Origin of the sequence: Thermosynechococcus sp. TG215, from assembly GCF_031583455.1 — a bacterium.
Taxonomy (GTDB): Bacteria; Cyanobacteriota; Cyanobacteriia; order Thermosynechococcales; family Thermosynechococcaceae; genus Thermosynechococcus.
Window position 1 is genome coordinate 1,997,675 of sequence record NZ_CP134178.1, and the last position, 22,231, is coordinate 2,019,905.

The 22,231-nt window shown below is 52.4% G+C and carries 16 protein-coding genes; 10 read left to right on the plus strand and 6 right to left on the minus strand.

All coding sequences use genetic code 11. From position 1 onward, the window contains the following. Nucleotides 1-138 precede the first annotated feature (138 nt). Together RHJ02_RS09805 and RHJ02_RS09810 are read left to right on the plus strand one after the other, a co-directional pair. Nucleotides 139-2,064, plus strand: a complete 1,926-nt coding sequence (locus RHJ02_RS09805; protein WP_302678183.1) for a DICT sensory domain-containing protein — start codon at nt 139-141, stop codon at nt 2,062-2,064. A 48-nt stretch (nt 2,065-2,112) separates the two neighbouring features. Further along, nucleotides 2,113-2,838, plus strand: coding sequence for a segregation/condensation protein A (locus RHJ02_RS09810; RefSeq protein WP_310742979.1), 726 nt, complete (start codon nt 2,113-2,115; stop codon nt 2,836-2,838). On the opposite strand, the gene RHJ02_RS09815 is transcribed toward RHJ02_RS09810, so the two are convergent. Next, nucleotides 2,835-3,686, minus strand: a complete 852-nt coding sequence (locus RHJ02_RS09815; protein ID WP_206200009.1) for an inositol monophosphatase family protein — start codon at nt 3,684-3,686, stop codon at nt 2,835-2,837. The genes RHJ02_RS09810 and RHJ02_RS09815 overlap by 4 nt on opposite strands. Nucleotides 3,687-3,692: 6 nt before the next feature. Continuing rightward, a complete protein-coding gene (locus RHJ02_RS09820) occupies nt 3,693-4,085 on the minus strand; it encodes a 2Fe-2S iron-sulfur cluster binding domain-containing protein (RefSeq protein ID WP_225901556.1) in 393 nt (130 codons plus the stop codon). A gap of 141 nt (nt 4,086-4,226) precedes the next feature. Here RHJ02_RS09820 and RHJ02_RS09825 point away from each other — a divergent pair, with 141 nt between their 5' ends. Further along, a complete protein-coding gene (locus RHJ02_RS09825; RefSeq protein ID WP_206200010.1) occupies nt 4,227-4,775 on the plus strand; it encodes a DUF1269 domain-containing protein in 549 nt (182 codons plus the stop codon). A 231-nt stretch (nt 4,776-5,006) separates the two neighbouring features. Then, nucleotides 5,007-6,779: a hypothetical protein gene (locus RHJ02_RS09830; RefSeq protein ID WP_206200011.1), complete on the plus strand. Its 1,773-nt coding sequence runs from the start codon at nt 5,007-5,009 to the stop codon at nt 6,777-6,779. A 6-nt stretch (nt 6,780-6,785) separates the two neighbouring features. On the opposite strand, the gene RHJ02_RS09835 is transcribed toward RHJ02_RS09830, so the two are convergent. Beyond that, nucleotides 6,786-7,619, minus strand: coding sequence for an acyl-CoA desaturase (locus RHJ02_RS09835; RefSeq protein WP_206200012.1), 834 nt, complete (start codon nt 7,617-7,619; stop codon nt 6,786-6,788). A 702-nt stretch (nt 7,620-8,321) separates the two neighbouring features. Here RHJ02_RS09835 and RHJ02_RS09840 point away from each other — a divergent pair. The 4 genes from RHJ02_RS09840 (at nt 8,322) to ntcA (ending at nt 13,575) form a co-directional block, all read left to right on the plus strand. Continuing rightward, on the plus strand, nt 8,322-11,048 hold the full coding sequence (locus RHJ02_RS09840) for an MGH1-like glycoside hydrolase domain-containing protein (RefSeq protein ID WP_206200013.1): 2,727 nt from the start codon (nt 8,322-8,324) through the stop codon (nt 11,046-11,048). A gap of 373 nt (nt 11,049-11,421) precedes the next feature. Further along, the gene (locus tag RHJ02_RS09845) at nt 11,422-12,084 is read left to right on the plus strand and encodes a hypothetical protein (protein ID WP_310453745.1); all 663 of its coding nucleotides are present in this window, start codon (nt 11,422-11,424) and stop codon (nt 12,082-12,084) included. 6 nt (nt 12,085-12,090) lie between these two features. After that, nucleotides 12,091-12,735: a DUF2834 domain-containing protein gene (locus RHJ02_RS09850; RefSeq protein WP_302678190.1), complete on the plus strand. Its 645-nt coding sequence runs from the start codon at nt 12,091-12,093 to the stop codon at nt 12,733-12,735. Nucleotides 12,736-12,909: 174 nt separating this feature from the next. Next, entirely contained in the window at nt 12,910-13,575 is a 666-nt protein-coding gene (gene ntcA, locus RHJ02_RS09855; protein ID WP_190278317.1) for a global nitrogen regulator NtcA, read from the plus strand. On the opposite strand, the gene RHJ02_RS09860 is transcribed toward ntcA, so the two are convergent. Both RHJ02_RS09860 and psb35 read right to left on the minus strand, forming a co-directional pair. Continuing rightward, complete coding sequence (locus RHJ02_RS09860; protein WP_206200016.1) at nt 13,572-15,188, minus strand: cyclic peptide export ABC transporter; 1,617 nt, start codon at nt 15,186-15,188, stop codon at nt 13,572-13,574. The two genes, ntcA and RHJ02_RS09860, sit on opposite strands and share 4 nt — an antisense overlap. Next, entirely contained in the window at nt 15,185-15,415 is a 231-nt protein-coding gene (gene psb35 / locus RHJ02_RS09865; protein ID WP_315862966.1) for a photosystem II assembly protein Psb35, read from the minus strand. Before psb35 ends, RHJ02_RS09860 begins: the two co-directional genes overlap by 4 nt. Before the next feature lie 159 nt (nt 15,416-15,574). On the opposite strand from psb35, the gene RHJ02_RS09870 reads away from it, so the two are divergent. Both RHJ02_RS09870 and hemC read left to right on the plus strand, forming a co-directional pair. Continuing rightward, nucleotides 15,575-16,918, plus strand: coding sequence for a TIGR03279 family radical SAM protein (locus RHJ02_RS09870; protein WP_310800176.1), 1,344 nt, complete (start codon nt 15,575-15,577; stop codon nt 16,916-16,918). Nucleotides 16,919-16,982: 64 nt separating this feature from the next. Next, nucleotides 16,983-17,945, plus strand: a complete 963-nt coding sequence (gene hemC, locus RHJ02_RS09875; protein WP_206200018.1) for a hydroxymethylbilane synthase — start codon at nt 16,983-16,985, stop codon at nt 17,943-17,945. A 7-nt stretch (nt 17,946-17,952) separates the two neighbouring features. Here the strand turns inward: hemC and RHJ02_RS09880 are convergent, their stop codons facing one another. Continuing rightward, nucleotides 17,953-22,167 carry a CHAT domain-containing protein gene (locus RHJ02_RS09880; protein WP_310800177.1) on the minus strand — a complete coding sequence of 1,405 codons (4,215 nt, stop codon included), beginning with the start codon at nt 22,165-22,167 and terminating at the stop codon, nt 17,953-17,955. Between the last annotated feature and the right edge of the window lie 64 nt (nt 22,168-22,231).

The following is a 22,231-nucleotide window of genomic DNA, read 5'->3' on the forward strand; positions in this document are numbered from 1 at the left end:
AAGTTTAAGATTGAAGGTTCCAGCAATTCAGCCGTTGGTTGACTTAGGTACAGCCGCTCGAACTGAATTTCAATAGGTTCGCTGGTGCGGATTTGCCGATAATGGTACCGTAGGGCATCTTCTTATTCACACCCTTCCATGGCCAGCAGGATCATTGCCACATCTGTTCTTGAGGAGTTGTTGGCGCGGTTGCCTCGCTTGCGATCGCAACTGTACTTCAAGACATCGCTGACGGCGCTTTCCCATGCAATGGAGGATCAGGTTTTGGCCAATGAGGATGCGCCGATTATTATTGCCTGCTTTCAGCGGGAACGCTTTTATCGCCAAGAAGCCCATCGCTACCGCCGTATTGCCACCAAGTCCCACCACGTTTACGTTTTGGCTGCCCCGGAAACCGAGTTTAAGAACTGCTCGGGAGACTATGAAACGGTTGCCTTTGATCCCGCCGATGCCCTCAGTCAAGAATGGCATTTGACCGTCTTGGGCAAAAATTACAGCACTTGCTTGGTCTGCCGCGAAGTCCAGCGATCGCCTGCCCAGCGCTTGGATGTGTTGCCGCCGATGGATGCGGCGCGTCGTTTTGAGGGCATTTGGACCTTTGATCGGCAGGTGGCAGCGACAACCGCTGAAATCCTCCTCAACCGTATTCGGGAGTACCGCCCTGAACTGAAGGAGAAACTCAAGGAAGGTCTGGCATGGGTTGAGACCTATCGCCAAGTGGCGGGGTGCAATAGTGATCCTGCCCCCTTTGCCGATCGCCTAGTGACCTATCTCCAAGCTGGCCAGTACAAGCAAATCAAGGCCTACCGCCAAATTGCCATTCAAGAGCGCAAGGAACGCCTCACCAATGCAATTACCACGGCGATTCGCAACTCCCTTAATCCCACAGAAATTCTCACTCGTGCGGTGGCAGAACTAGGGGAAGCCCTCAAGGGCGATCGCTGTCTCATTTACCGTTGCCGCAGTACCGATACTCGCGTGCGCATTGAGCACGAGTACACCAGCGGTGCCCTACTGCCATTGCAGTACCAGTATTGGCCCGTGAGTGAACACCCCTACACCCAGCAGGCACTGGCGCATCAGCAGGTGATTCAGGTGGATGACGTAGCCGCCGATCCCCACTACGAGGCGACCCGTTTCAAACCCCTCGAGGCCGCCGGCGTCAAAGCCCTCCTACTGGCACCTGTTCTCTATCAAGGGCGGCTGTTGGGCATTGTTGAACTCCACCGAGGCGAACCGCTGCCGTGGCACGATATGGACGCAGAATTAGTGGAGGCGATCGCCACCCAAGTGGGGGTTGCCCTGATTCAGGCGGAGGCCTACGCAGATCTGGAGGAACTCAACGCGCAACTGGAGGCCTTAGATCGCACCCGCAGTAATCTCATTGCAATTACGGGTCATGAACTGCGCACGCCCCTTTCGACTATTCAAGTCTGCCTCGAAAGTCTAGCGAGTGAACCCGATATGGATTCAGAACTGCGGCAGGTGATGTTGAGTACGGCTCTCGCTGATGCTGAACGCATGCGGAAACTGATTCAGGACTTCCTCACCCTCTCGCAGTTGGAAAGTGGCCGGGTGCAGTGGCGACCGGAACCCCTCCCCCTCCAAGAACTGGTGGATCTAGCCCTCAGTAGTCTGCGCACCCCCAAGGATCAACTACCGACCATTCGCACAGTCTTGCCCAAGGAATTGCCCTTGATCCGAGCAGATGGCGAATGGCTAGTGGAGGTGCTCTCGAAGCTACTCGATAATGCCTGCAAGTTTACGGAACAGTCGGGTCAGGTTTCCATTGCTGCCAAGCCTCGTCCCGATGGTCTATTGGAAGTGACGGTTGCCGATACGGGGCGCGGTATTGAGCCGGATCGCTTGGAAACGATTTTTGATCGCTTTTATCAGGAGGAGGGAGCACTGCGGCGCTCTACGGGTGGGACGGGCTTGGGTCTCGCGATCTGTCGCCAGATCATTACCAATTTGGGGGGGCAAATTTGGGCGGAGTCGGCGGGGCGCGATCGCGGTAGTGAGTTTCACTTTACGATTCCCATTGCTGAGCCTTTTTCTGGATAGGGGCTGCCAAGCCTCCTAAGATAGACAACAACGAGTGGTCAGCCAACCATGAGCCAATCCTTTGCCGATACCGCGATTGACATTTTGATTGACTTGGCTGAGCGGGGGGAAATTGACCCTTGGGATATTCAAGTGATTGAGGTCTTCGATCGCTGTTTGGCGGAGTTGACACGGCGGGGGGAACCCAATCTCAGTGAATCAGGGCAGGCCTTTTTGTATGCAGCGATGCTGGTGCTCCTGAAGAGCGATCGCCTAGTTGCAGTTGCTGAACCGATGCCCGAGGAAACAGAATTCCCAGAACCGCCAGAGATCAGTGAAAACCAGTCCTTTGTGGTCTTGCCCCATGCCCTAGAGCAGCATTTGCATCGTCGCCCCGTGGCTCCCCCCCAACAACGGCGCCGCGTCACCCTTGAGGAATTGATTGCCCACCTGAAAACCATGGCAGTTCAGAACGACCGTGCAAAGGTGCTGCGGCCGCATCAACCGCGGCGGCGTCGCTGTCCCACAACCCTCAAGGCAATTACCCAACTGGCGCACCAAGAAAACCTGACGGAGATAGCTAATGAAGTAGAAAGTCTCCTCGGAGAAATGGCTCCCGAAGGGACATGGCTAGACTTCCAAGTGCTACTGCAGCGCAAACCCGATCCTGTGGGGGTCTTTTGGGCGCTGCTATTCCTCGCTGCCCAGTCTAAGGTGGATCTCCAACAAACGAATTTCTATCAACCCCTACAGGTACGGACGTGTTTAGCTGAAGCGATACGCCTAGAGGCCTAACCTCCCTCTGGCAGAAACGAAAAGCCCAAGGGTTTTACCCGCAGGAGTGCCTCACTCAGGGCAGTGTGGAGATACCCATTCGTCGCTAAAATCCGCCCTGATGTCAGTTGAAAAGGGGATTGATCGTAGGCAGTGACGACGCCCCCAGCTTCACGAACAAGGACTACACCAGCGGCCAAGTCCCAAGGGGAGAGACCCCGTTCCCAATAACCATCAAGGCGACCACAGGCAATGTAGGCCAAGTCAATGGCTGCCGCTCCGCCCCGCCGTACCCCTTGGCTGAGATGGGTGAGATAGCAAAATTCCGCATAGTTGTTGTCTTCGGTTTCACGGCGATCGTAGGCAAAGCCCGTGACCAAAAGGCTATGACTCAGTTCTGCGGTGGTGGAAACCTGAATGGGCTGGCGATCGCGGGTGGCACCGAGGCCTGTAGCAGCCCGAAACAGTTCGCGATGAAAGGGATCATAGACGACACCAATGTGGGGTTCTCCCTCTACTAAGAGAGCCACCGATACCGCACTAAAGGGGTATTGATGGGCATAGTTGGTGGTGCCATCCAGAGGATCAATCGCCCACAGAAATGGATTATCCTTCAGTCCCGAAAGACCCGATTCCTCCGCGAGCACCGCATGGTCTGGACAATGGCGATGAATGACATCCAGTACCGCTGCTTCTGACTGGCGATCGGCCACCGTGACGAGGTCACCAGAGCGCCCCTTTTCCTCAATCTCACTCAGTTTGCCCCAATAGTGCTGCAGGACAGCGCCCCCCGCCAAGGCTGCCTCCGTGGCAATTTCTAAATAGCGCTGTCGCTCACTCGCCGGCAGTGGGCAACTCACAGCTGTCATGGATCACTAGTCCTCATCGAGGGGCAGCCCCAGCTGTACCCGTCCCTTGCCAAAGTAGCGGCCAAATTGCAGCTCATAGACCTCATCTTCATCTTGGGTTTCCACCTCAAGGTCAGAGCGGGCATAGCTGACACACAAGAGGGCATAGCCTTGGGCTTGCAGGGCGGGGGAGAGTCCCATGGCTTCAGGTTGATAGACATGGCCAGAGAGAATGCGCACGGCACAGGTAGTACAGGCACCGTTACGACAGGAAAAGGGCAACTCAAGGCCTTGGCTCTCAGCGTATTGCAGGATATAGCGATCGCTCGGAACAGTAATTGTGTACGTCCGCGTGGGTGGATCCCCCGGCTTGAGGGGACGCACGTGAATGGTCACAGTGTAGGTTTGTGGCGTGCTCATGGTCTCGCTATCTTACCGTGAAAAGGGCTGTCAAAGACCTTGCTTCGTCCCTTAGCTACAATACCGCAATCCCAACCTGCTAATGACAATGCTAGGGTAGGAGCGGTTCTATGACCCACATTCGTAGGGAGACCTAAAGTTATGAGTACCTTAGTGGTCATTGCGTTTGATGATGAGTACAAGGCGAACGAAGTATTAATCCAGCTATTAAAACTCCAGCGTGAGCATCTCATTGACCTTGAGGACGCGGCTGTTGTCGTGCGCACCAAAGATGGCAAGGTTAAAATCAACCAGACTCAGGATTTGACCCTCCAGGGGGCCCTTGGCGGTGGCTTTTGGGGGCTGCTCATTGGTCTATTGTTCTTCAATCCCCTCTTGGGCTGGGCTGCGGGTCTTGTGGCCGGGGCGATTTCCGGCAAATTTACCGATATTGGCATTGACGATAATTTCATCAAGGAATTGGGACAAACCATTGCCCCCGGCAGCTCGGCCATCTTTACGTTGGTGCGTCAAGCCACACCCGACAAAGTCCTTGAGGAAATTGCTCCCTTTGGCGGTAAAGTCCTGCGCACCTCCCTGTCAAAAGAGGATGAAGCCAAGTTGCAAGAAGCCCTTAACCGAGGCAATCTGGCCTCCCAATCGCCTGCCCCGAGCGAAGCGACAACCCCCAGTGAAACGGCGAACAGTTAGTTTGTTGAGTTTGTCTTGGGTCTAGCTCTCGCTCTAAATTGATTAGGATAATTTTGAAAGGCTCGGCCATTCCCTAGGTACAGCCCTTTTCCCAAGGATGGAACCCAGGCAACACTGCGCAAGTGAGTGTCGGGAACATTTCAGTTCCTTAACGCCTAAGAAAAGGGCTGTCACTGGGCATTGTGCTCACAGTTAGGGATGCCAATAGGGAGTGTTGGGGAGTGGGAGACGGTGCAGGATCAAACTAAATCAACCGCAGTGATCGCGATCTTAAAACGCTTTGGTGGGCGATCGCGCCAACTCAATCGTCTAGTCCCCCTTGTCCAAAAGCAGTGGTATGCCTGCTTACCTTGGTTGCAACACTGGCAAGTGGTGGCCAGCCTCTCCCTCCTCACCTCCGTCGGGATTTCCGGGCTATCCCTGTGGCTGCTGCTGCGGCAACCGACGACTCCCGGCAATTGTGATTTTGTCCTTTGGCCTTTGGCATCGGCCTCCTTTCGCCTCTACTGCGCCCAACAAGCGGCGGAGCGACACACCCTTGAAGATTTGCTCCATGCCATTGATCTCATTGATGACTTGCCTCGCGATCATCCCCTTGCCCCTGAGATTAATCGCCGCCTAGAAGCGTGGTCAGATCAGGTTTTGGCCTTGGCAGAGGTAGCCTTTCATGAGGGGCAATTACATCGGGCGATCGCCTTTGCGCGGTGGATTCCTCGGGATGTCCAAGCCTATACCAAGGTGGAAGAACGCATTCAACGCTGGCAGGAAATTTGGCAAGAGGGGGAGAGCATCTACCAGCGCGCCGAAGCCGCCCTAAAAAACCTCGAATGGCGAGAAGCTTTTCAAATCTCGCTCCAGTTGCAATTTGTTGCCTGTCGTTATTGGGCACAGGATCAGTTTGGCGCCTTTAATGAGCGGATTATCCGTGCCCAACGGGAAGATCGGCAGTTGGATGAAGCCCGTGCCCTCGTGGCACAGGGGGGAGCCGATAACTTGGCCGCTGCCATTGCAATTGTGCGGCGAATTCCCCCCACCAGTGATATTTATCCCGGTGCGCGGCGATTGCTCAATGAGTTGGGTGAACAGTTACTTGCATCAGCAGTGGCGGCTCTGAATCGCTATGACCCCCAAGAGGCAAGGCGCATTGCTGGTTTAATTCCCCGTGATGTCAGGAGTGCCCGCAGCGCTGAGGATGTAGCCAAGCTAGCCGCAGCGGAAGAATTTGCTCAAGCGGGGATGGGACAGGACATTGATCGAGCCATTGCCCAAGCGCGGACGATTACGGCAGAACGCCCCCTCTACTTTGAAGCCCAGCAGGCCATTCGGCGCTGGCAAACAGATTTGCAGGTACTGCGAACCCTCGCAGAAGCGCAAGCCATTGCCCGTGGCGGCACGCTGGATCACCTCTACCTTGCCCTCAACCGCCTCAACATTCCTTTGGCGGACGCGAGTCCCTACCGCCAAGACCAAATCCGCGATCAGCGACGGCTGTGGCAACGTCAAATCGAGATTGCTGAGGATCAACCCCTGATCGATCAGGCCAACGCCCTTGCCCGCCAAGGCACCCCTGAAGCCCTGCTGCAAGCCCGCCAACTCCTTGAGCGAATTCGTCCCCAGCGTGCCCTCTATGAAACGGCTCAAAATCGCCTCAAAGAACTCTTTCCCCCCGTGGCAACGGAAGCAGTGAGCTGGCAGCTTGATCCGGAGATGGCTCGCCTGAATGAAGCCCAGCGCCGTGCTCGAGGGGGGCGCGATCGCGACTTTGCTGCTGCCATTGCCATTGCCCAAGAAATCTCCCCCAACTCCAGTGTCTATGCCACCGCCAACCAGTTGATTGTGCAGTGGGGCAATAATATCTTGGAGCAGGCGCGCTATTGGGTGGGGCGGGACAACCAGCAGGCGATCGCCACCGCCGAACTCATCCCCCCCACGCATCCCCTCTACCCAGAGGCGAGGGAATTGATCCGCATTTGGCAAGAAGCGGAACCCCAGTACCCCTTTTAAGGGCTTTTACTGATTCGTGGGGGCTTCCACGAGCCGCACCTTTTGGGCCAGACCAATCGCTTGCAATGCCCGAATCGTGATCCACGTAATATCAAATTCCCACCATTGCAGACCGTGACGTGCCGAATGGGGGTAGGTGTGGTGGTTGTTGTGCCAGCCTTCGCCAAACGTCAGCAGGGCAACCCACCAACAATTTGTGGAGCGATCGCCCGATTCAAAGGTGCGGTAGCCAAATTTATGGGTGGCACTATTGACAAACCAAGTGAGGTGATACACCAGCACAAGGCGGACAAAGATGCCCCAGACCACAAAGGGCAGTCCCCCCCACAGATACAGCAAGACCCCTAAAACCACTTGAATGGGCACAAAGTACTGATTCAAAAAGCGATACACCGGATCAGTGTTAATGTCCTTGGTGAGGCGTTCTACCTCTGCCTTGGCGGGCACTTCTTGGAGCATCCAACCCATGTGCGACCACCAAAACCCCTTTTGGGAATTGTGCTGATCCAGTTCTTGATCGGAGTGGAGGTGGTGATTACGGTGGAGGCCAACCCATTCAATAATTCCACCCTCACAGGCCAAGCTGCCGCAAAAGCCAAAAAAGTATTCCAGCCATTTCGGGCACTGGAAACTGCGATGGGTGATCAGGCGATGCCAGCCTAGGGTGATGCCAAGGCCTCCAGACACCCAATAGAGAACAACACACAACAGCACAGCCGGCCAAGAAAACAGCCCCGGTACCAATGCCAGCAACGCTCCCAAATGCACAATGCCCATAAAAAAAATCACCCCCCAATTGGGACGCAGGGGGCGCGCAGGCAACGAAGAAACAGATGTCATAAAACTCTCGAACAAATTGACAAACTCACAGGGGAGTTGAGCCCTGTAGGCTGCTCCCTTAGAGCAAAGATGGTTACGACTGCTTTTTACCTAGATGCCTAGAGAAATGGCTTCCTAAACAATCTACGTTTAACGAGCAAACAACCAACCCTTACTTTCATCGTAGCAGAGATTGGAGAAGACTTGACCTCCTCCCCGGCCTGAAAGCCGCAGATTCCTACGACGGGGATGACTGCGCAATCGTTTCGGCGGGTTCTAACCGCTGCTTGTATCTTGCCGGCATGCCCTGCCGTAGGCCACCTTGGGTTTCAGTGGCAATACCATGATTAGGATGCCGCCGCCATCCGCACTATCCTTCGCCGCCGACATGAATGCCGGGGCTTGCCGCGCATCAGGTCAAGCAAAATCTGGGTCGGGTACTACCTCTTTCACGAAGACGCTCAACACTGCGACAACTCCTACTGTAGCGGATTGGATTCCCAGATGTCCCCCTAGTTTAGGAAAGGGCTATATCTGCCCTAGCAGATTACTAAGCCTTAATGTTTCCTTTCTTGGAGTTTAGGATATTTTGCTTATACTCAAAATCTATGAGCTTAAGCTCTTTATCTCTTTTTATTTTTTTTATTTATAAGAGTTTTCGCTTAAGTTCATATAAGTTTGTAGGCCTTTATGGAATTTTTGAGATAACAAGCGAGGTTAAAAATGGCTTCTCCTGTCAATCCTGAACTGGAACGACTCAATCAAGTTCATGGCCAAGCCAACCCTTGGAAATTTTGGGGACCTTACTTGAGCGAGCGGCAGTGGGGCACTGTACGGGAAGACTATTCCGCCGACGGCAATGCTTGGGAGTATTTTTCCCATGATCAAGCGCGATCGCGCGCCTACCGTTGGGGTGAAGATGGCCTCGGTGGCATTTGTGATGCACAGCAACGGCTTTGTTTTGCCTTGGCTCTTTGGAATGGCAACGATCCAATTCTCAAGGAACGGCTTTTTGGCTTAACCAACAATGAAGGCAATCATGGGGAGGACGTTAAAGAGTATTACTTTTACCTCGACAGTACGCCCACCCATTCCTACATGAAATACCTCTACAAGTATCCCCAAGCTGCCTATCCCTACATTGATCTGGTGATGACCAACCGCCACCGCAGCCGCTTTGAAATGGAGTATGAACTCTTGGATACAGGGGTCTTTGAGGGCGATCGCTACTTTGATGTCTTCATCGAATATGCCAAAGCGGCTCCCAATGACATTTTGATTCAAATCAGCATTCACAATCGCGGCAACGAAGCTGCCCATTTGCACGTTCTGCCCACCCTCTGGTACCGCAATACGTGGAGTTGGACACCGGACAAGGTTCTCGCCAAACCAGAACTGAAGCAAATGGATGCGACACTGGTGCGGGCACGCCATGGGGAGCTAGGAGAGTATGAATTTGTGAGCGATCGCCCGGTGCCCTTCCTCTTCACCGAGAATGAAACCAACTTTGAGCGGCTCTTTGGCCAGCCCAATGCCTCGCCCTACGTTAAGGATGCCTTTCACCGCTACCTGATCAATGGTGAGCAAAATGCCGTCAACCCCGACAAAGTCGGCACCAAGGTGGCTGCCCACTATCAAGTCACAGTTGCCGCCCAAGGGGTTGAGATCATTCAACTACGCCTAGCATCTGCCAAAAGTAGCCCCCTCAGCTTTGGCAATGCCTTTAGCGATCGCCTCAACCAAGCCCGCACCGAAGCGGATCTCTTCTTTGATCACCTCATCCCCAGTGACTGCACGGCTGATCAGCGCAATGTGGTTCGTCAAGCCTTTGCCGGCATGATGTGGACAAAGCAGTACTACTACTACCCTGTCAAGCAGTGGCTGGAAGATAAAGCGCTGCCCCCCGATGTGGAAGAGCGCATCGTTACCCGCAACAAATCGTGGTTCCACCTTGAAAGCGCCGACATTATCTCCATGCCCGACAAGTGGGAATATCCTTGGTTTGCCGCTTGGGACTTGGCCTTCCACTGCTCGCCCTTAGCTCTGATGGATATCGACTTCGCCAAAGAGCAGCTTAAGCTGATGGTGAATGAACTGTATCTGCACCCCAACGGTCAAATTCCCGCCTACGAATGGAACTTTGGTGATGTGAATCCGCCTGTGCATGGGATTGCCACGTGGCAAATCTATCTCTTGGACAAAGCCATGAAAAAAGGCGAAGGCGATTTGGCTTTCCTTGAGAGTGTCTTCCACAAGCTCATGCTCAACTTTACGTGGTGGGTCAACCGCAAAGATTCCCTCGGCAACAACGTCATGGAGGGTGGCTTCCTTGGTTTAGACAATATTGGCGTCTTTGATCGCAGTGCGCCCCTACCCACGGGTGGTGTTCTTGAGCAGGCGGATGGTACGGCTTGGGTGGCAATGTTTGCCCTCGATATGCTCTCTATGGCGCTGGAGCTAGCACAGCACAATCCCGTTTATGAGGATATTGCCTGCAAATTCTATGAGCACTTCGTTTACATTGCCGGAGCGATGGATCGCATTGGTGTCCAGAAAGATGAACTCTGGGATGACAAAGATGGCTTTTACTATGACCTGCTGCGACTGCCCGATGGTCGTGCCCAGCGCCTGAAGGTACGCTCGATGGTGGGATTGCTGCCCCTGTGTGCCACTGCCATTTTCTCGGAAGAGTTGCTGGACTCCCTACCCACCTTTAGGGAACGCATTGCTGCCTTTAATGCCCGCCACCCTGAGCTTTTGGCCAACATTAACCCCATCGATCGCCCGGGTGTAAAAAAACGGCGGTTGCTCTCGCCCGTCAACGAGGCCAAACTACGGCGGATTCTCACCCGCATGTTGGATGAGAGTGAATTCCTCAGTGACTATGGCATCCGTGCCCTCTCCCGCTACCACTACGATCACCCCTATATTTTCCAACTCGGCCGCGAGGCCTATCGCGTTAGCTATGAACCCGGTGAATCCACCACCGGCCTCTTTGGCGGTAACTCCAACTGGCGTGGCCCCATTTGGATGCCCGTGAATGCCCTTTTGGTGCAAGCCCTCCGCAAAATGTATGGCTATTACGGCAACGAGTTTACGGTGGAATGCCCCACCGGTTCAGGCCGCTGGCTCAACCTCTGGGAGGTCTCGGCAGAAATTGCCCGCCGCTTGGCCAGTATCTTCCTCAAGGATGAATCGGGGCGGCGACCGGTCTATGGTGGCACCGAAAAATTCCAAAGCGATCCCCACTGGCGTGATCTAATTCTGTTTTATGAATACTTCCATGGGGATAATGGCGCAGGACTAGGTGCGAGTCACCAAACCGGCTGGACGGGTCTGATTGCACGGATCATCATGGGACTCAATGTTCTCGACGCCGATGAGGTACTGGAGAAAGGACACTTGGCTGTGGTCTCGAAACGCTTAGCGGAGTTGGTCAGCGCCAGCTAGCACCTGATTAAGGCTGAAGCGTATTGTGATAGGGGGGCGATCGCCCCCTTTTTTCATTTCTCAATAGCGAAATGGGAGAACCGTTGCCGCAGCCGTAAACCTCGGTAACCCGAGCTGATTTGAGAGGGATTGAATTTTTCCAAGGGTTAGTGAATTTCCGTAAAATTACTGGCCATAGGGCACCCTTCATCTCTTAAATTGGTAAAGAGACGAGTGGCCTAGCTTTCGCTTAACACTAGATTTCTACTGCCTTTAGGATGGATTAGTTAAACAGAGCTATTACATTTTGCAACAAAGGCAGCAGACATGTTAAGCTGATTTACAAAAGTTCACATTCCACTCGTGTTCCACATTGGCTTGATTTGAGGTTCAGATGATGTCGCTCACACCCATGACCCGCTATTACATTCGCCGTCTTCTTGCAAAGCGTGCTGAATCCCTTGGGTTGACCGTAAGTGGTGCCGAAAGTGACAGTCAAGCCTTTGCCGATCAATTGGCACGCCTAGAATCCTTGGCGGCAACTAAGTTGGCAGAAATTGATCTCATTGTGCGGATGCACCAAACCCTGAGCCGCAACGGCCAAACCTACAATAGCTACCTCGCCAATCTGGAACAAAAACTCTTTGCCCTCATGGGTCTGGGGGGACAGCCTCGCGAAGAACTGACAGACATTACCCTGCCGCAGCTTGAAGAAACAAAAGGCGCCGCAGCAAAAGTCCTCACCTTGGCGGAAGTGCTAGAACACTTTAACAAAATTGGCGATATCGCCCAGAAATACCTTGGCAAGATGATTGTGGCCAACTATTGGCGGGGGACTCGTCCCTACAGCAGTTGGTTTGCTGACTTTACAGTGACTAATGATGGTCGTGTGGTTTGTCAATCCTACCAGTCCAGCCGCGATGTGTTTCTCAGTGAGGAGCAGCTAGAGCACTTGCAAGGTTGGCTAGAGGCCTTTATCCGCCAGTGCCAGCGAGTGCTGCCGCAATTTACGAAGCAACTGCAAAAAGCGGGGGTACCCGAAACGGTTTTAGCTTAGGGCGGTATGCGGATTTTCTTTGCGGCTCTGTGGCTGGGATTGATTGTCTATAGCTTTGGTTTTGCCCCCCCCGATCAACCGCAAACACTGACACTTATTCAACGGCTAGCAACGGGAGACTGGCAAGGCATTAACCCCCTCATTGTCAGTCTTTTTAATTTGATGGGCGTCTGGCCACTGATTTATACCGCATTACTGGTGGTGGATGGTCAAGAACAGCGATTTCCCGCGTGGCCATTTGCGGCTTTTAGTTTTGCCGTGGGTGCGTTTGCCCTGTTACCTTACTTCATCCTGCGCCAGCCAGCACCGATCTTTAGCGGAGAACTCAATCGGGGGGTACGCCTTTGGGAATCACGGCTCACTGCCGTTGTCATTGGTTTATTGGCTGTGGGCTTTCTTGGCTATGGCTTGGTTGGCGGTAATTGGCCAGACTTTTGGCAGCAGTGGCAAACCAGCCGCTTTATTCATGTGATGAGCCTAGACTTTTGCCTCCTGTCGTTGCTCTTGCCGGTGCTACTAGTGGATGACTGGCAACGGCGAGGACTGGAAAAGTCACCGTGGCGCTGGTGGAGCCTTGTCCCCCTCTTGGGAGCATTAGGGTACTTGCTTTTGCGTCCGCCCTTAATTCTCTCGAAAAAAAGTGTGGCATGATACAAAAAAATGCCCCTGAATTGGTTTTACTAATCTGTCAATGCTGAACTCTTCACCCAGAGCAAGATTCGCTGGCGTTGAGAGAGTTGCATTGTTGGGGGGATATCAATGCCGACAGCACCCTATGCGATCGCCACACCACCAGTTAAACCACCTTGGATTGACACACGACTCATGAATAAAGATCAACCCTTAGCACCCGTCTTTCGCCACATGGCCAGTGGCCTGTTTCCATCCACCACTGAAACTTACGAACGCGGCAAAACCATTTTCTTTCCGGGAGATCCAGCGGAAAAGGTCTATTTTCTCCTCAAGGGGGCAGTGAAGCTCTCACGGGTGTATGAAGCGGGCGAGGAAATTACGGTGGCACTGCTGCGGGAAAATACCGTATTTGGGGTGCTGTCCCTGATTACGGGCACCCGCTCCGATCGCTTTTACCATGCGGTGGCGTTTACGAATGTGGAGCTATTGGCCGTTCCCATCGAACAGGTGGAAAAGGCGATGCACGAGGATCCCGATTTGCCGATGTTTATGATTCAGGGGCTGTCATCGCGGATCCTGCAAACGGAGATGATGATCGAGACCCTTGCCCACCGCGATATGGGATCCCGCTTGGTGAGCTTTTTGCTGATTCTTTGCCGTGATTTTGGGATTCCCACGAGTGCGGGAGTCACTGTGGATTTGAAGCTTTCCCATCAGGCGATCGCCGAGGCCATTGGTTCGACACGGGTAACCGTAACTCGCCTTCTCGGGGAACTTCGGGATCAAAAAATGATCTCAATTCACAAAAAGAAAATCACGGTGCATAACCCCTTGATGCTCAGTCAGCAGTTTACCTAGGTCACGAGTTGGCCATAGTCCAGTTTAATCAGGCGATCGGCCACGTCAAAGTAGCGATCGTCATGGCTAATCACAAATACCGTTTTGCCCTGAGCCTTTAGCTCGGGTAGGAGTTGGCGGTAGAAAATCTCCCGAAACACAGGATCTTGATCCGCTGCCCATTCATCAAAGAGGTAGGCGGGGCGATCGTCGAGATAGGCCATCAACAACCCCAAACGCTTGCGCTCCCCTTGGGAAAGAGATGTCGTAGAGAAGCGGTTACCTTCTAGGCAAACTTTGTGGCTCAAGCGCAATTTTTCGAGGTAACTTGGCACTTCTGCAAGGCGTTCGGGGGACTCAATGCCCAACAGTGACTCAAAAAGATAAAAGTCACTAAAAACGGTGGCAAAGTGTTGGCGATACCATTCGTAGTCCTCAGGCTGCAAACAGTGATCATCTACCCAAATTTCTCCCTGATCGGGAATGTACAGGCCGGTAATAATTTTTGCTAGGGTGGATTTACCGCTGCCATTGCCACCGACAATAAAAAGGAGTTCCCCAGCCTGCACGGTCAAACTCAAAGGGCCGAGGGTAAAGGTCGCAGGTTCATCCTCGTGGCCACTGCGGTACTGATGACAGATCTGCCGCAGAGAGAGGGTTTTCCAGCCAAGGGGAGGGAGTTCGCCTGTATCGTTGAGGTTTTGGTGCGGATCTCCAAGGCTGAGTTGCAAAGATTCCACTTTTTTCAGGGCAACCCTAGCACGGCTAAAGACAGGAATCGCATCAATCAGCTGCTGCATCGGCAGCATGAGGTAAATGATCGTCAGAACATACCCTGAGAGAACTGTGGGTGTGGCTCCTAGCAAATGGGGCAGCGTAAAGAGAAAGAAGCCAATGGTGACAAACAGCAGCAACTGCCCCCAACTGGCAGCAATGGCAAAGACCATGTACCCTAGCTCGTTTTGCTGCCGGGTTTTCTGAGCCGTGGGTTCCAATTCCCGATAAAAGAAGGCCAACCGCCGTTGCCGATTGAGCTTGAGTTCTTTGTTGCCCTCGGTGAGTGTCCGAAAGTGTTGAAAAAGGTGATCCTGTTGCTGCCGTGCCCGCTCTAGGAATTTGCGTGCTCTGCCCGCTAGAAACAAGTAGCTGCCAGTACCAACGACAATCAAGCCCACAAGGGCAAAAAAGAGGGGCGGCGACAACCAACCCATGTAAATCAGGCAGCCAATAACAATGGCAATGGCATTAAAAAGAGTGGGCAGGACGGAAAAGGAACGGGAAACGGCATCCACGTCCTCTGTCAGCGTCGCAAGGAGTTGCGGATTGCCAATGGCTTCTAACTGGCGTAGGGGTGAAGCGAGAATCTGGCGGCTGAGGAAGAGGCGCATTTCATAAACCGCCTGTTGGGCAGCCCGCACCAGGAGCACTTGAGAGCTAAAGTGGGTCAGCAGTAGGAGGGTTCCGAGGAGAATAAATCCCCAAGGTAAGAGGCGCTGGAGGGCAGGGGTTTTCTGCAGGGCGGCATTCATCAGGGCAATGAGCGCAGCCGTACTGCCACCGTTGAGAAGTCCAGCGATCGCTGCCGCAACAATCGTCGGCCAAGCTGCCCGTAAAAGAATCCGAAAGAGCTTCACGAATCTGTTGTCTCATCAGGGGTGGGATTGGACTCAGACTCTTCGAGATTCAACTTGGGAATAAAACTGGGGCGATCGGCATTTTCCCAACCGGGGGGACGCTTCGAGTTGTACCATGCAATGAGGCCAATGCTCACGGCCGCCACAAGACCCAGCAGCAATACCCCATAAAAGGGGACAAAGTTACCTGCACCAACGGTAAAGCTAATCCCCAATGACCCCATCATCGTCCTCGTTAACATTTTTTAGAAATATGTAGAACACCACTATATCAACCCTATGGTTGCTTTGAGAATCCTGAGAGTTGGAAGCGGCTGTGCTGCCTAAGGTACAGTACAAGATAAAGAAGTTTTGCTGACTGTCCCCCCTCTTTTCAACAATCAACCATGAGCGATCGCGCCCTTCGCCCGGCTGTTGTGGCTGCTGTGGAACCCGGCTCCATTGCCGCTGAGTTGGGATTTGAACCCGGTGATGCGTTGGTGGCCATTAATGGCGATCGCCCCCGCGATTTGATTGATTATCGGTTTCTCTGTGCCGAGGAATACCTCACCCTCGAAATACTGGGCAAAGACGGCCAAACCTATGTTCTCGAAATTGAAAAAGACATTGATCAAGATTTAGGACTGGAGTTTACCACCGCCCTCTTTGATGGGTTGATGCAGTGCAACAATCGCTGCCCCTTTTGTTTTATTGATCAGCAGCCCCCCGGCAAACGGGAAAGCCTCTACGCCAAAGATGACGACTACCGCCTCAGCTTCCTCTACGGCAGCTACATTACCCTGACGAACCTGCTTCCCTCAGAATGGCAGCGCATTGCCCGCTTGCGCCTTTCCCCCCTCTATGTCTCTGTCCATGCCACAGTAGCCAGTGTTCGCCAACGCCTACTGAAAAATCCACGGGCGGGGGAAATTCTGCAACAGATGCGCTGGTTTCAAGAGCAACGGCTGCAACTCCATGCCCAAGTGGTTGTCTGTCCGGGGATTAATGACGGCGAGTGCCTCGAGCAAACACTACGGGATTTAGCCCAGTTCTATGATCCTGAATGGCCAACCGTGCTTTCAGTGGCAGTGGTGCCGGTGGGGCTGACTCGCTTTCGCCCTGCTGAGGATGAACTGATTCCCGTCACCCCTGATCACGCCCAAGCGGTGATTCAACGGGTACAGGCACTCCAACAGCGGTTTGAACAGCAGTGGCAAACCCCCTTTGCTTGGCTAGCAGATGAATGGTTCTTGATTGCCGGATCGCCCTTACCCCCCGCCGCCCACTATCAGGACTATCCGCAACTCAGTAATGGCGTGGGAACGATTCGCCTGTTTTTAGAAGAGTTTGAGCTTCACGCCCAACAGCTTCCCCAACGCTTACCGCAGCCGCGTCATCTGAGTTGGGTGGTGGGTAATACCGTGGAACAGGCCTTTGCACCCTTGGTGGCTCGCCTTAACCAAATTGAGAACCTGCGCCTTGATCTCTATGCCCTTGCTAGCGACTATTGGGGACAGCAGATGTCCGTGACAGGGCTATTAACCGGCCATGATTTGATCTATCACCTGAAGGGCAAACCCTTGGGCGATCGCCTGCTTCTGCCCAGTCTGATGCTCAAGCACGATGAACCCGTTTTTCTCGATGATGTGCCTTTAGCCACTGTGGAGGAAGCACTAGGGATCCCCATTCAAGTGGTCTCTGGTGGCGCGGCAGGGATTATTGCCGCTTGTACTCACCCCGAAAATGCCTGATCTTGCCCCTTGGGATCCCCGCAACCTATAATGGCTGGATGCTGTCCGCTGCACACTCAACCCTATGATTGCCACCTCCTCCCGCCCGGTTCGCATTGGTTCCCGCAAAAGTCAACTGGCGCTTGTGCAAACGGAATGGGTACAGGCGCAGTTACAAGCCCATCATCGCGATCGCGCCTTTGAGGTGGTGACCATGACCACCCAAGGAGACAATATCCTTGATGTCGCCCTTGCCAAAATTGGCGATAAAGGCCTCTTTACCAAAGAGCTAGAACTCTCAATGCTGCGGGGTGAGACCGATTTGGCCGTTCACTCCCTCAAGGACTTACCCACCAAGTTGCCCGCTGGTTTAGTTTTAGGCGCGATTACTGAGCGGGAAGACCCAGCAGATGCCCTTGTTTTAGGTGCAAAATGGACAGGACACACCATTGATACCCTACCTGAAGGCACGGTCATTGGTACTTCGTCACTGCGTCGCTTGGCACAGTTGCGCCACCACTACCCCCATCTCACGTTTAAGGATGTGCGGGGCAATCTAAATACTCGCTTGGCCAAATTAGATGCTGGGGAATACGATGCCTTGATTTTAGCGGTGGCTGGTCTGCGGCGTTTGGGCTTTGGCGATCGCATTAGCCAAGTCTTACCCGCAACAGTGTCCCTCTATGCTGTCGGTCAGGGTGCCTTGGGCATTGAATGCCGCGCCGACGATCCCGACATTTTAGCCTTGGTCAAGACCCTTGAACATCCAGAAACAGCAGCCCGTTGCTTAGCAGAGCGAGCCTTCCTGCGGCAATTGGAAGGGGGCTGTCAAGTGCCCATTGGGGTGCATACGGTGATTGAAAATGGTCAACTCACCCTCACAGGATTGGTCGCCAGTCTCGATGGCCAACGCCTTGTCAAAGACACTCTCACAGGGGAGCCTGCCAGTGCAGAAGCACTAGGGACGCAGCTTGCCCTGAAACTCCGGGAACAGGGAGCCTCAGAGATTTTGGAAGAGATTTTTGCTACTGCCCGTCTCGAGCGTTAGTTTATCCCTACCATGGAACCCCTACCATGGTAAAGGCAGCCCAGTAGTAGGGATGATCGAGGGAACGACGACCAGCCCCTTGGGTAACTTCTGGGGGTAACGGAATGCGGCCACGAATTGTTTGCAGTTCATTGTCTTGAATGCGAATATTGCCGCCCAGCATTGCTAGCTGCGCTTGCCGTAGCGCCTCGGCCTTAATGGGTACCGTATTTAACAAATCGTAGAAAGTAGTCATCAGCGCCAACGTCCCCTCATCGCTGACATACCACAAACTGGCCAGCACCGACTTCGCCCCCGCCTGTACCGCCAGACCTGCAAACCCCAGTTCTGCATCCAAATCTCCAACCGCCGTGCGGCAGGCACTGAGGGTCAACAATTCTGCTTGGGGACGGTTAAGCTGTAAGCCTTGGAACTGCAAAAGATTCAATCGCCCATCCCTAAAAGCAATGTAGGAATTTTCTGCAGCCCCCGGTTGAAACTCAGCGTGAGTGGCCAAATGGATCACAGGATAGATTCCTTGACGGCGCTGTTGTCTAAAATTAGCAATTGTAAAGGCCTCATTGAGAAAGGCTTGGCCTCCTCCTAGGTTTTTAACAATCTGCGCCACCTCTAGGGTCGCCATCGGCAAGGGGGACTGATCTGGGAATTCCGATGCCCCCATTGCTAAGATGGGTTCCCGTTGAATACTGCGGTAGCGAATATCTATGAGCCTTATACTGGGAACCAGCGCCGTACTAAATTGCTCTACAAGAAAGTTTTGACCATCATGGAGCGCTGCCAAGGGAAGGCTACGCATACCACTGTCTAGAACAAAGACCAGTGTATCAATGCCCTGGGCATTCAAGTTAGCACGCAAGGGGGCAATCAACCATTGGTAAAGCTGTTGTGCCGCCGGTAGATAAGTACGGGTATTGATCAGGCGTGGATCACGCACCCTGTTAGTCAAAGTATCCACTGTTTTCAATAACTGTTCACGTCCCACGTTCTGTAGGGGTGTATAAAGCGGCCTCCCCTCTGGGGTAACCAAGATGAGATCAAATTGGTCAGGCCGGGCTAGGGTATAAATGACCGCTGGCTTTTTACCTGTTTGCTTGGCAATTTCATTGAGGGCTGCCTGTAAATCCTCAAGGGAGAAATCTTGCCTATCACAAGTACGTTGTAGGTAACTGCTGACTTCTTGACAGCCCCGTAGATCGAGTAACGCCAGCGCACCCTCAATGTTATTGCTAGCTAGGGCAGTCTCGATATCTCTAGTCAAGAGAATTTCAGGGGGAGCGGTAGGTACTTTAAGGGGATCGGAGATGGCTGGTGTAGGGGGTTCTAAGAGAGGATTGATTTTTTCAGAAGGAACGAAGCTCCTATCGGCAAGATTTTTACCTGTATTTTCAAAACGAATATTTCCGACCTCCACAAGACCTAAAAGTGTTGTGGGTACAGGAATAATCGATCCCTCGGCTTGAATTGCTCCTGCAGTTCCATTCCTTTCGGAATTGCCCACTAAAAATGGAGTGGCATTGTTGATAAAGATATTCACTGAGTCACCCCATATCGTGGTAGGTACACCATTGGAAACAAACGTACCCAAGCCACGCAGTGAATTTTGCGCATAAATATCAACACTGCCCGCCCCAGCATTAATCCAGTTGAAAACTAGATTGCCGCCCCTTAGGTTGACATCCCCACCACCAGTCGTCAAATGGCCCAGCGTTAAGTTGCCGCTGGGTATTGTCTGGAGGTTAGTGAATAGATCAGGCAGTGTTAAATCATCATCATCATCCGGAATTGGATCAATCGTACCTCTAGAGGTTGGAATAGGGAAATCACCAGTCCAAGCTAAGAAGTTACCACCGTTGGTGAAGATATCACCCGTCGTAATCGTAGGCGCAAACAGTGTAACATTGCCACCACTGCCAGCTGTATTGATATTACCTATTGTTAAAGCACCCCTGTAGGCAACAGCAGCCAAATCACCGCCGTGAGTCGTAATATTGCCAGTTGTTATGTCAGTTATGGAATCAAGATAAACAAAACCACCGTTGCTGTTGATATTGCCAGTTGAAATACCCCCGCTTCTTGAAAAGACTGCGATCGCTCCGCCTGCACTGATTAGGTTGCCGAGAGTGATGTCATTAAAAGCAACTACGCCGACAGTACCACTACTTTGAGTTACTTGCAAATTACCAGCAGTAATATTAGATGCCGAGTCTAGACTAATACCTGAACTAGTGGTGACATTGTTCAGCTGAATATTACTAAGAGCATTGATGCTTAGACTTGCAGTGTTGATTGTTCCTAAAACTACGGTTTGACCTGTTGAGTCAATATTCAAAGAATGATTGCCATTGATATTGCCATTGAATGTAATATTTTTCCCTGAAAAGCTCGTTGAGTTCAGTAGAGCTGTGTTACCACTGAATTGAATGCTGCCTGCAGATGCATTAACTAAACCTCCAAGGGAAATCGTACCCCCACTACTCTGTAGATTAATACTTCCACCTGATGTACTGAGAACATTGCCACTAGAAGGAAGGAAGATATTGCCACTAGCTTGGAGGGTGATATTGGCGCCATTAGTTTGTATGGGAGCATTGGCACTAATGTTTGCTGCACTGATATTAATTGGATTATTGAAGGATGATTGATTTTGAATCACTCCCTGTGCTTGTAATACCAAGCTCCCCTGAAGCGAGATGGGGTAGCCGATGATGATATCATTATCAGCCTGTAGCGTGAGTGAGTTTGTCGAGCTGCTGGAAATTGAGGTTTCTACATAAATATTCCCAGCTGATGACATAGAAGTACTGTCTGTTGTTATGACAACGTCTGTGGAATTGAGTGCTGATAACAGCGTTCCTATAGTTAACACAGAAATTGGATAAGAGTTTGATAGTGCTTTAAAGGGCGAAGAGGAAGTAATGTTGACATCATACATGCTGTCAGTGATGTATATGTTTGTCGGATCAAGTAATAATGTTCCTGTGTTACCATTTAGGGCAGTGGTATCGACTGTGCCTTGAAAATCTAGAAACTGTTTGCCAGAAACTTCGACAAAGCCGCCATCTCCCCCAAGCGCACCGCCACGGCTACTGATCTGGCCATAGAAACGTGTGTTGTGCTCTGCCCAATTGATAATTGTGCCCCCGTTACCCTGATGGGTGGCATCAGCATTCAAAAGAGTACCGGCATTAACAAAAAGGTTTTGCGCATTGAAGCTACTGCCTAGCCGGCCAGTTCCTGTTGTTCCCCCTAAATAGTCACCACCAATGAGAATTGTGCCGCCCCCTGTATTACCCGCAGCATTCAGTTGGGCATTAATCAGAGCAATATTACTGCCTTGGCCAGCAATAGTGATTTTACCCCCGGCGCCGGTGGTATGACTCACATCAATCGTGCCGCCAATGACTGCTGTATTTGTGGTTAGGGGAATCTTGGTACTGTCGTGAACCAAATGAATCGTGCCATCTGGATTTTGAATCACGCTATTGACGGCAGGATAGCCATTACCCCCTGTGAGTAACGTCGGGAGATCAATTGGCTGAATAATGCCTGCGGCGGGTAATCGCTCTTTGGGAATCTCTAGACTGAGGAGCATGCCCTCTTGGGAAATGCGCACCAGACCTGATTCAGGTACCGCCACAACATTGACCGTGCCCCCTGCTGCGCCAAGGGTACCTGTATTGATCACCTGATGCGCCATCAGGGTCAGGGATTGACCAGCATTGACCCTAAGATTGCCTTCATTAATTAGGATGCCTCTATTGGCAAATTCAAAGCCAATCGGGGAGCCATTGAGTTGGCTGTAGGTGTTTGAACCATTGAGATCAAAGAGGCCATTGCCAAAGTGAACGCGCTGGGCTGTCGAGGCATGGAATGCCGCTGGTAGATTCAACTGCGCATTCGGACCAAAAACAATACCTGCAGGATTCAGGAGGTAGAGATGACTGTTTCCGCCTGTAACTTGCAGCACGCCGTTGATATAACTAGCACTGCCACCATTGACGCCAGCAAGAATGTTGCGAATTTGCGGGGTAGAAAGAAAGTTGGCGGTTTGCCCCTGCTGGACATTGAAATCACGAAACAGGTGAAAGAGGTTTTGGCCATCGGCAGAACGTTGTCCGCCACCAATGTTGAACTGATGGTTGACGGTTTCTACGGTGGTGCCAGTGGCATTGGGAGCGGGGGTAATTTCAGCAAGGGCGGGTGTACCAAGAAAAGAGGTCAAGCTAGTCAGGATCACCCAGCTGTAGGGCAACACTTTTGTTAAGCATCGAGAATTCATATGACGT

Excerpts from the sequence above, each read along its gene's own strand:
- RHJ02_RS09845 (WP_310453745.1), top strand. The coding sequence starts at position 11,422 with ATGATGTCGCTCACACCCATGACCCGCTATTACATTCGCCGTCTTCTT.
- hemC (WP_206200018.1), top strand. The coding sequence starts at position 16,983 with ATGATTGCCACCTCCTCCCGCCCGGTTCGCATTGGTTCCCGCAAAAGT.
- psb35 (WP_315862966.1), bottom strand. The coding sequence starts at position 15,415 with ATGATGGGGTCATTGGGGATTAGCTTTACCGTTGGTGCAGGTAACTTT.
- RHJ02_RS09810 (WP_310742979.1), top strand. The coding sequence starts at position 2,113 with ATGAGCCAATCCTTTGCCGATACCGCGATTGACATTTTGATTGACTTG.
- RHJ02_RS09820 (WP_225901556.1), bottom strand. The coding sequence starts at position 4,085 with ATGAGCACGCCACAAACCTACACTGTGACCATTCACGTGCGTCCCCTC.
- RHJ02_RS09870 (WP_310800176.1), top strand. The coding sequence starts at position 15,575 with ATGAGCGATCGCGCCCTTCGCCCGGCTGTTGTGGCTGCTGTGGAACCC.
- RHJ02_RS09840 (WP_206200013.1), top strand. The coding sequence starts at position 8,322 with ATGGCTTCTCCTGTCAATCCTGAACTGGAACGACTCAATCAAGTTCAT.
- RHJ02_RS09825 (WP_206200010.1), top strand. The coding sequence starts at position 4,227 with ATGAGTACCTTAGTGGTCATTGCGTTTGATGATGAGTACAAGGCGAAC.
- ntcA (WP_190278317.1), top strand. The coding sequence starts at position 12,910 with ATGAATAAAGATCAACCCTTAGCACCCGTCTTTCGCCACATGGCCAGT.
- RHJ02_RS09815 (WP_206200009.1), bottom strand. The coding sequence starts at position 3,686 with ATGACAGCTGTGAGTTGCCCACTGCCGGCGAGTGAGCGACAGCGCTAT.
- RHJ02_RS09835 (WP_206200012.1), bottom strand. The coding sequence starts at position 7,619 with ATGACATCTGTTTCTTCGTTGCCTGCGCGCCCCCTGCGTCCCAATTGG.
- RHJ02_RS09805 (WP_302678183.1), top strand. The coding sequence starts at position 139 with ATGGCCAGCAGGATCATTGCCACATCTGTTCTTGAGGAGTTGTTGGCG.
- RHJ02_RS09850 (WP_302678190.1), top strand. The coding sequence starts at position 12,091 with ATGCGGATTTTCTTTGCGGCTCTGTGGCTGGGATTGATTGTCTATAGC.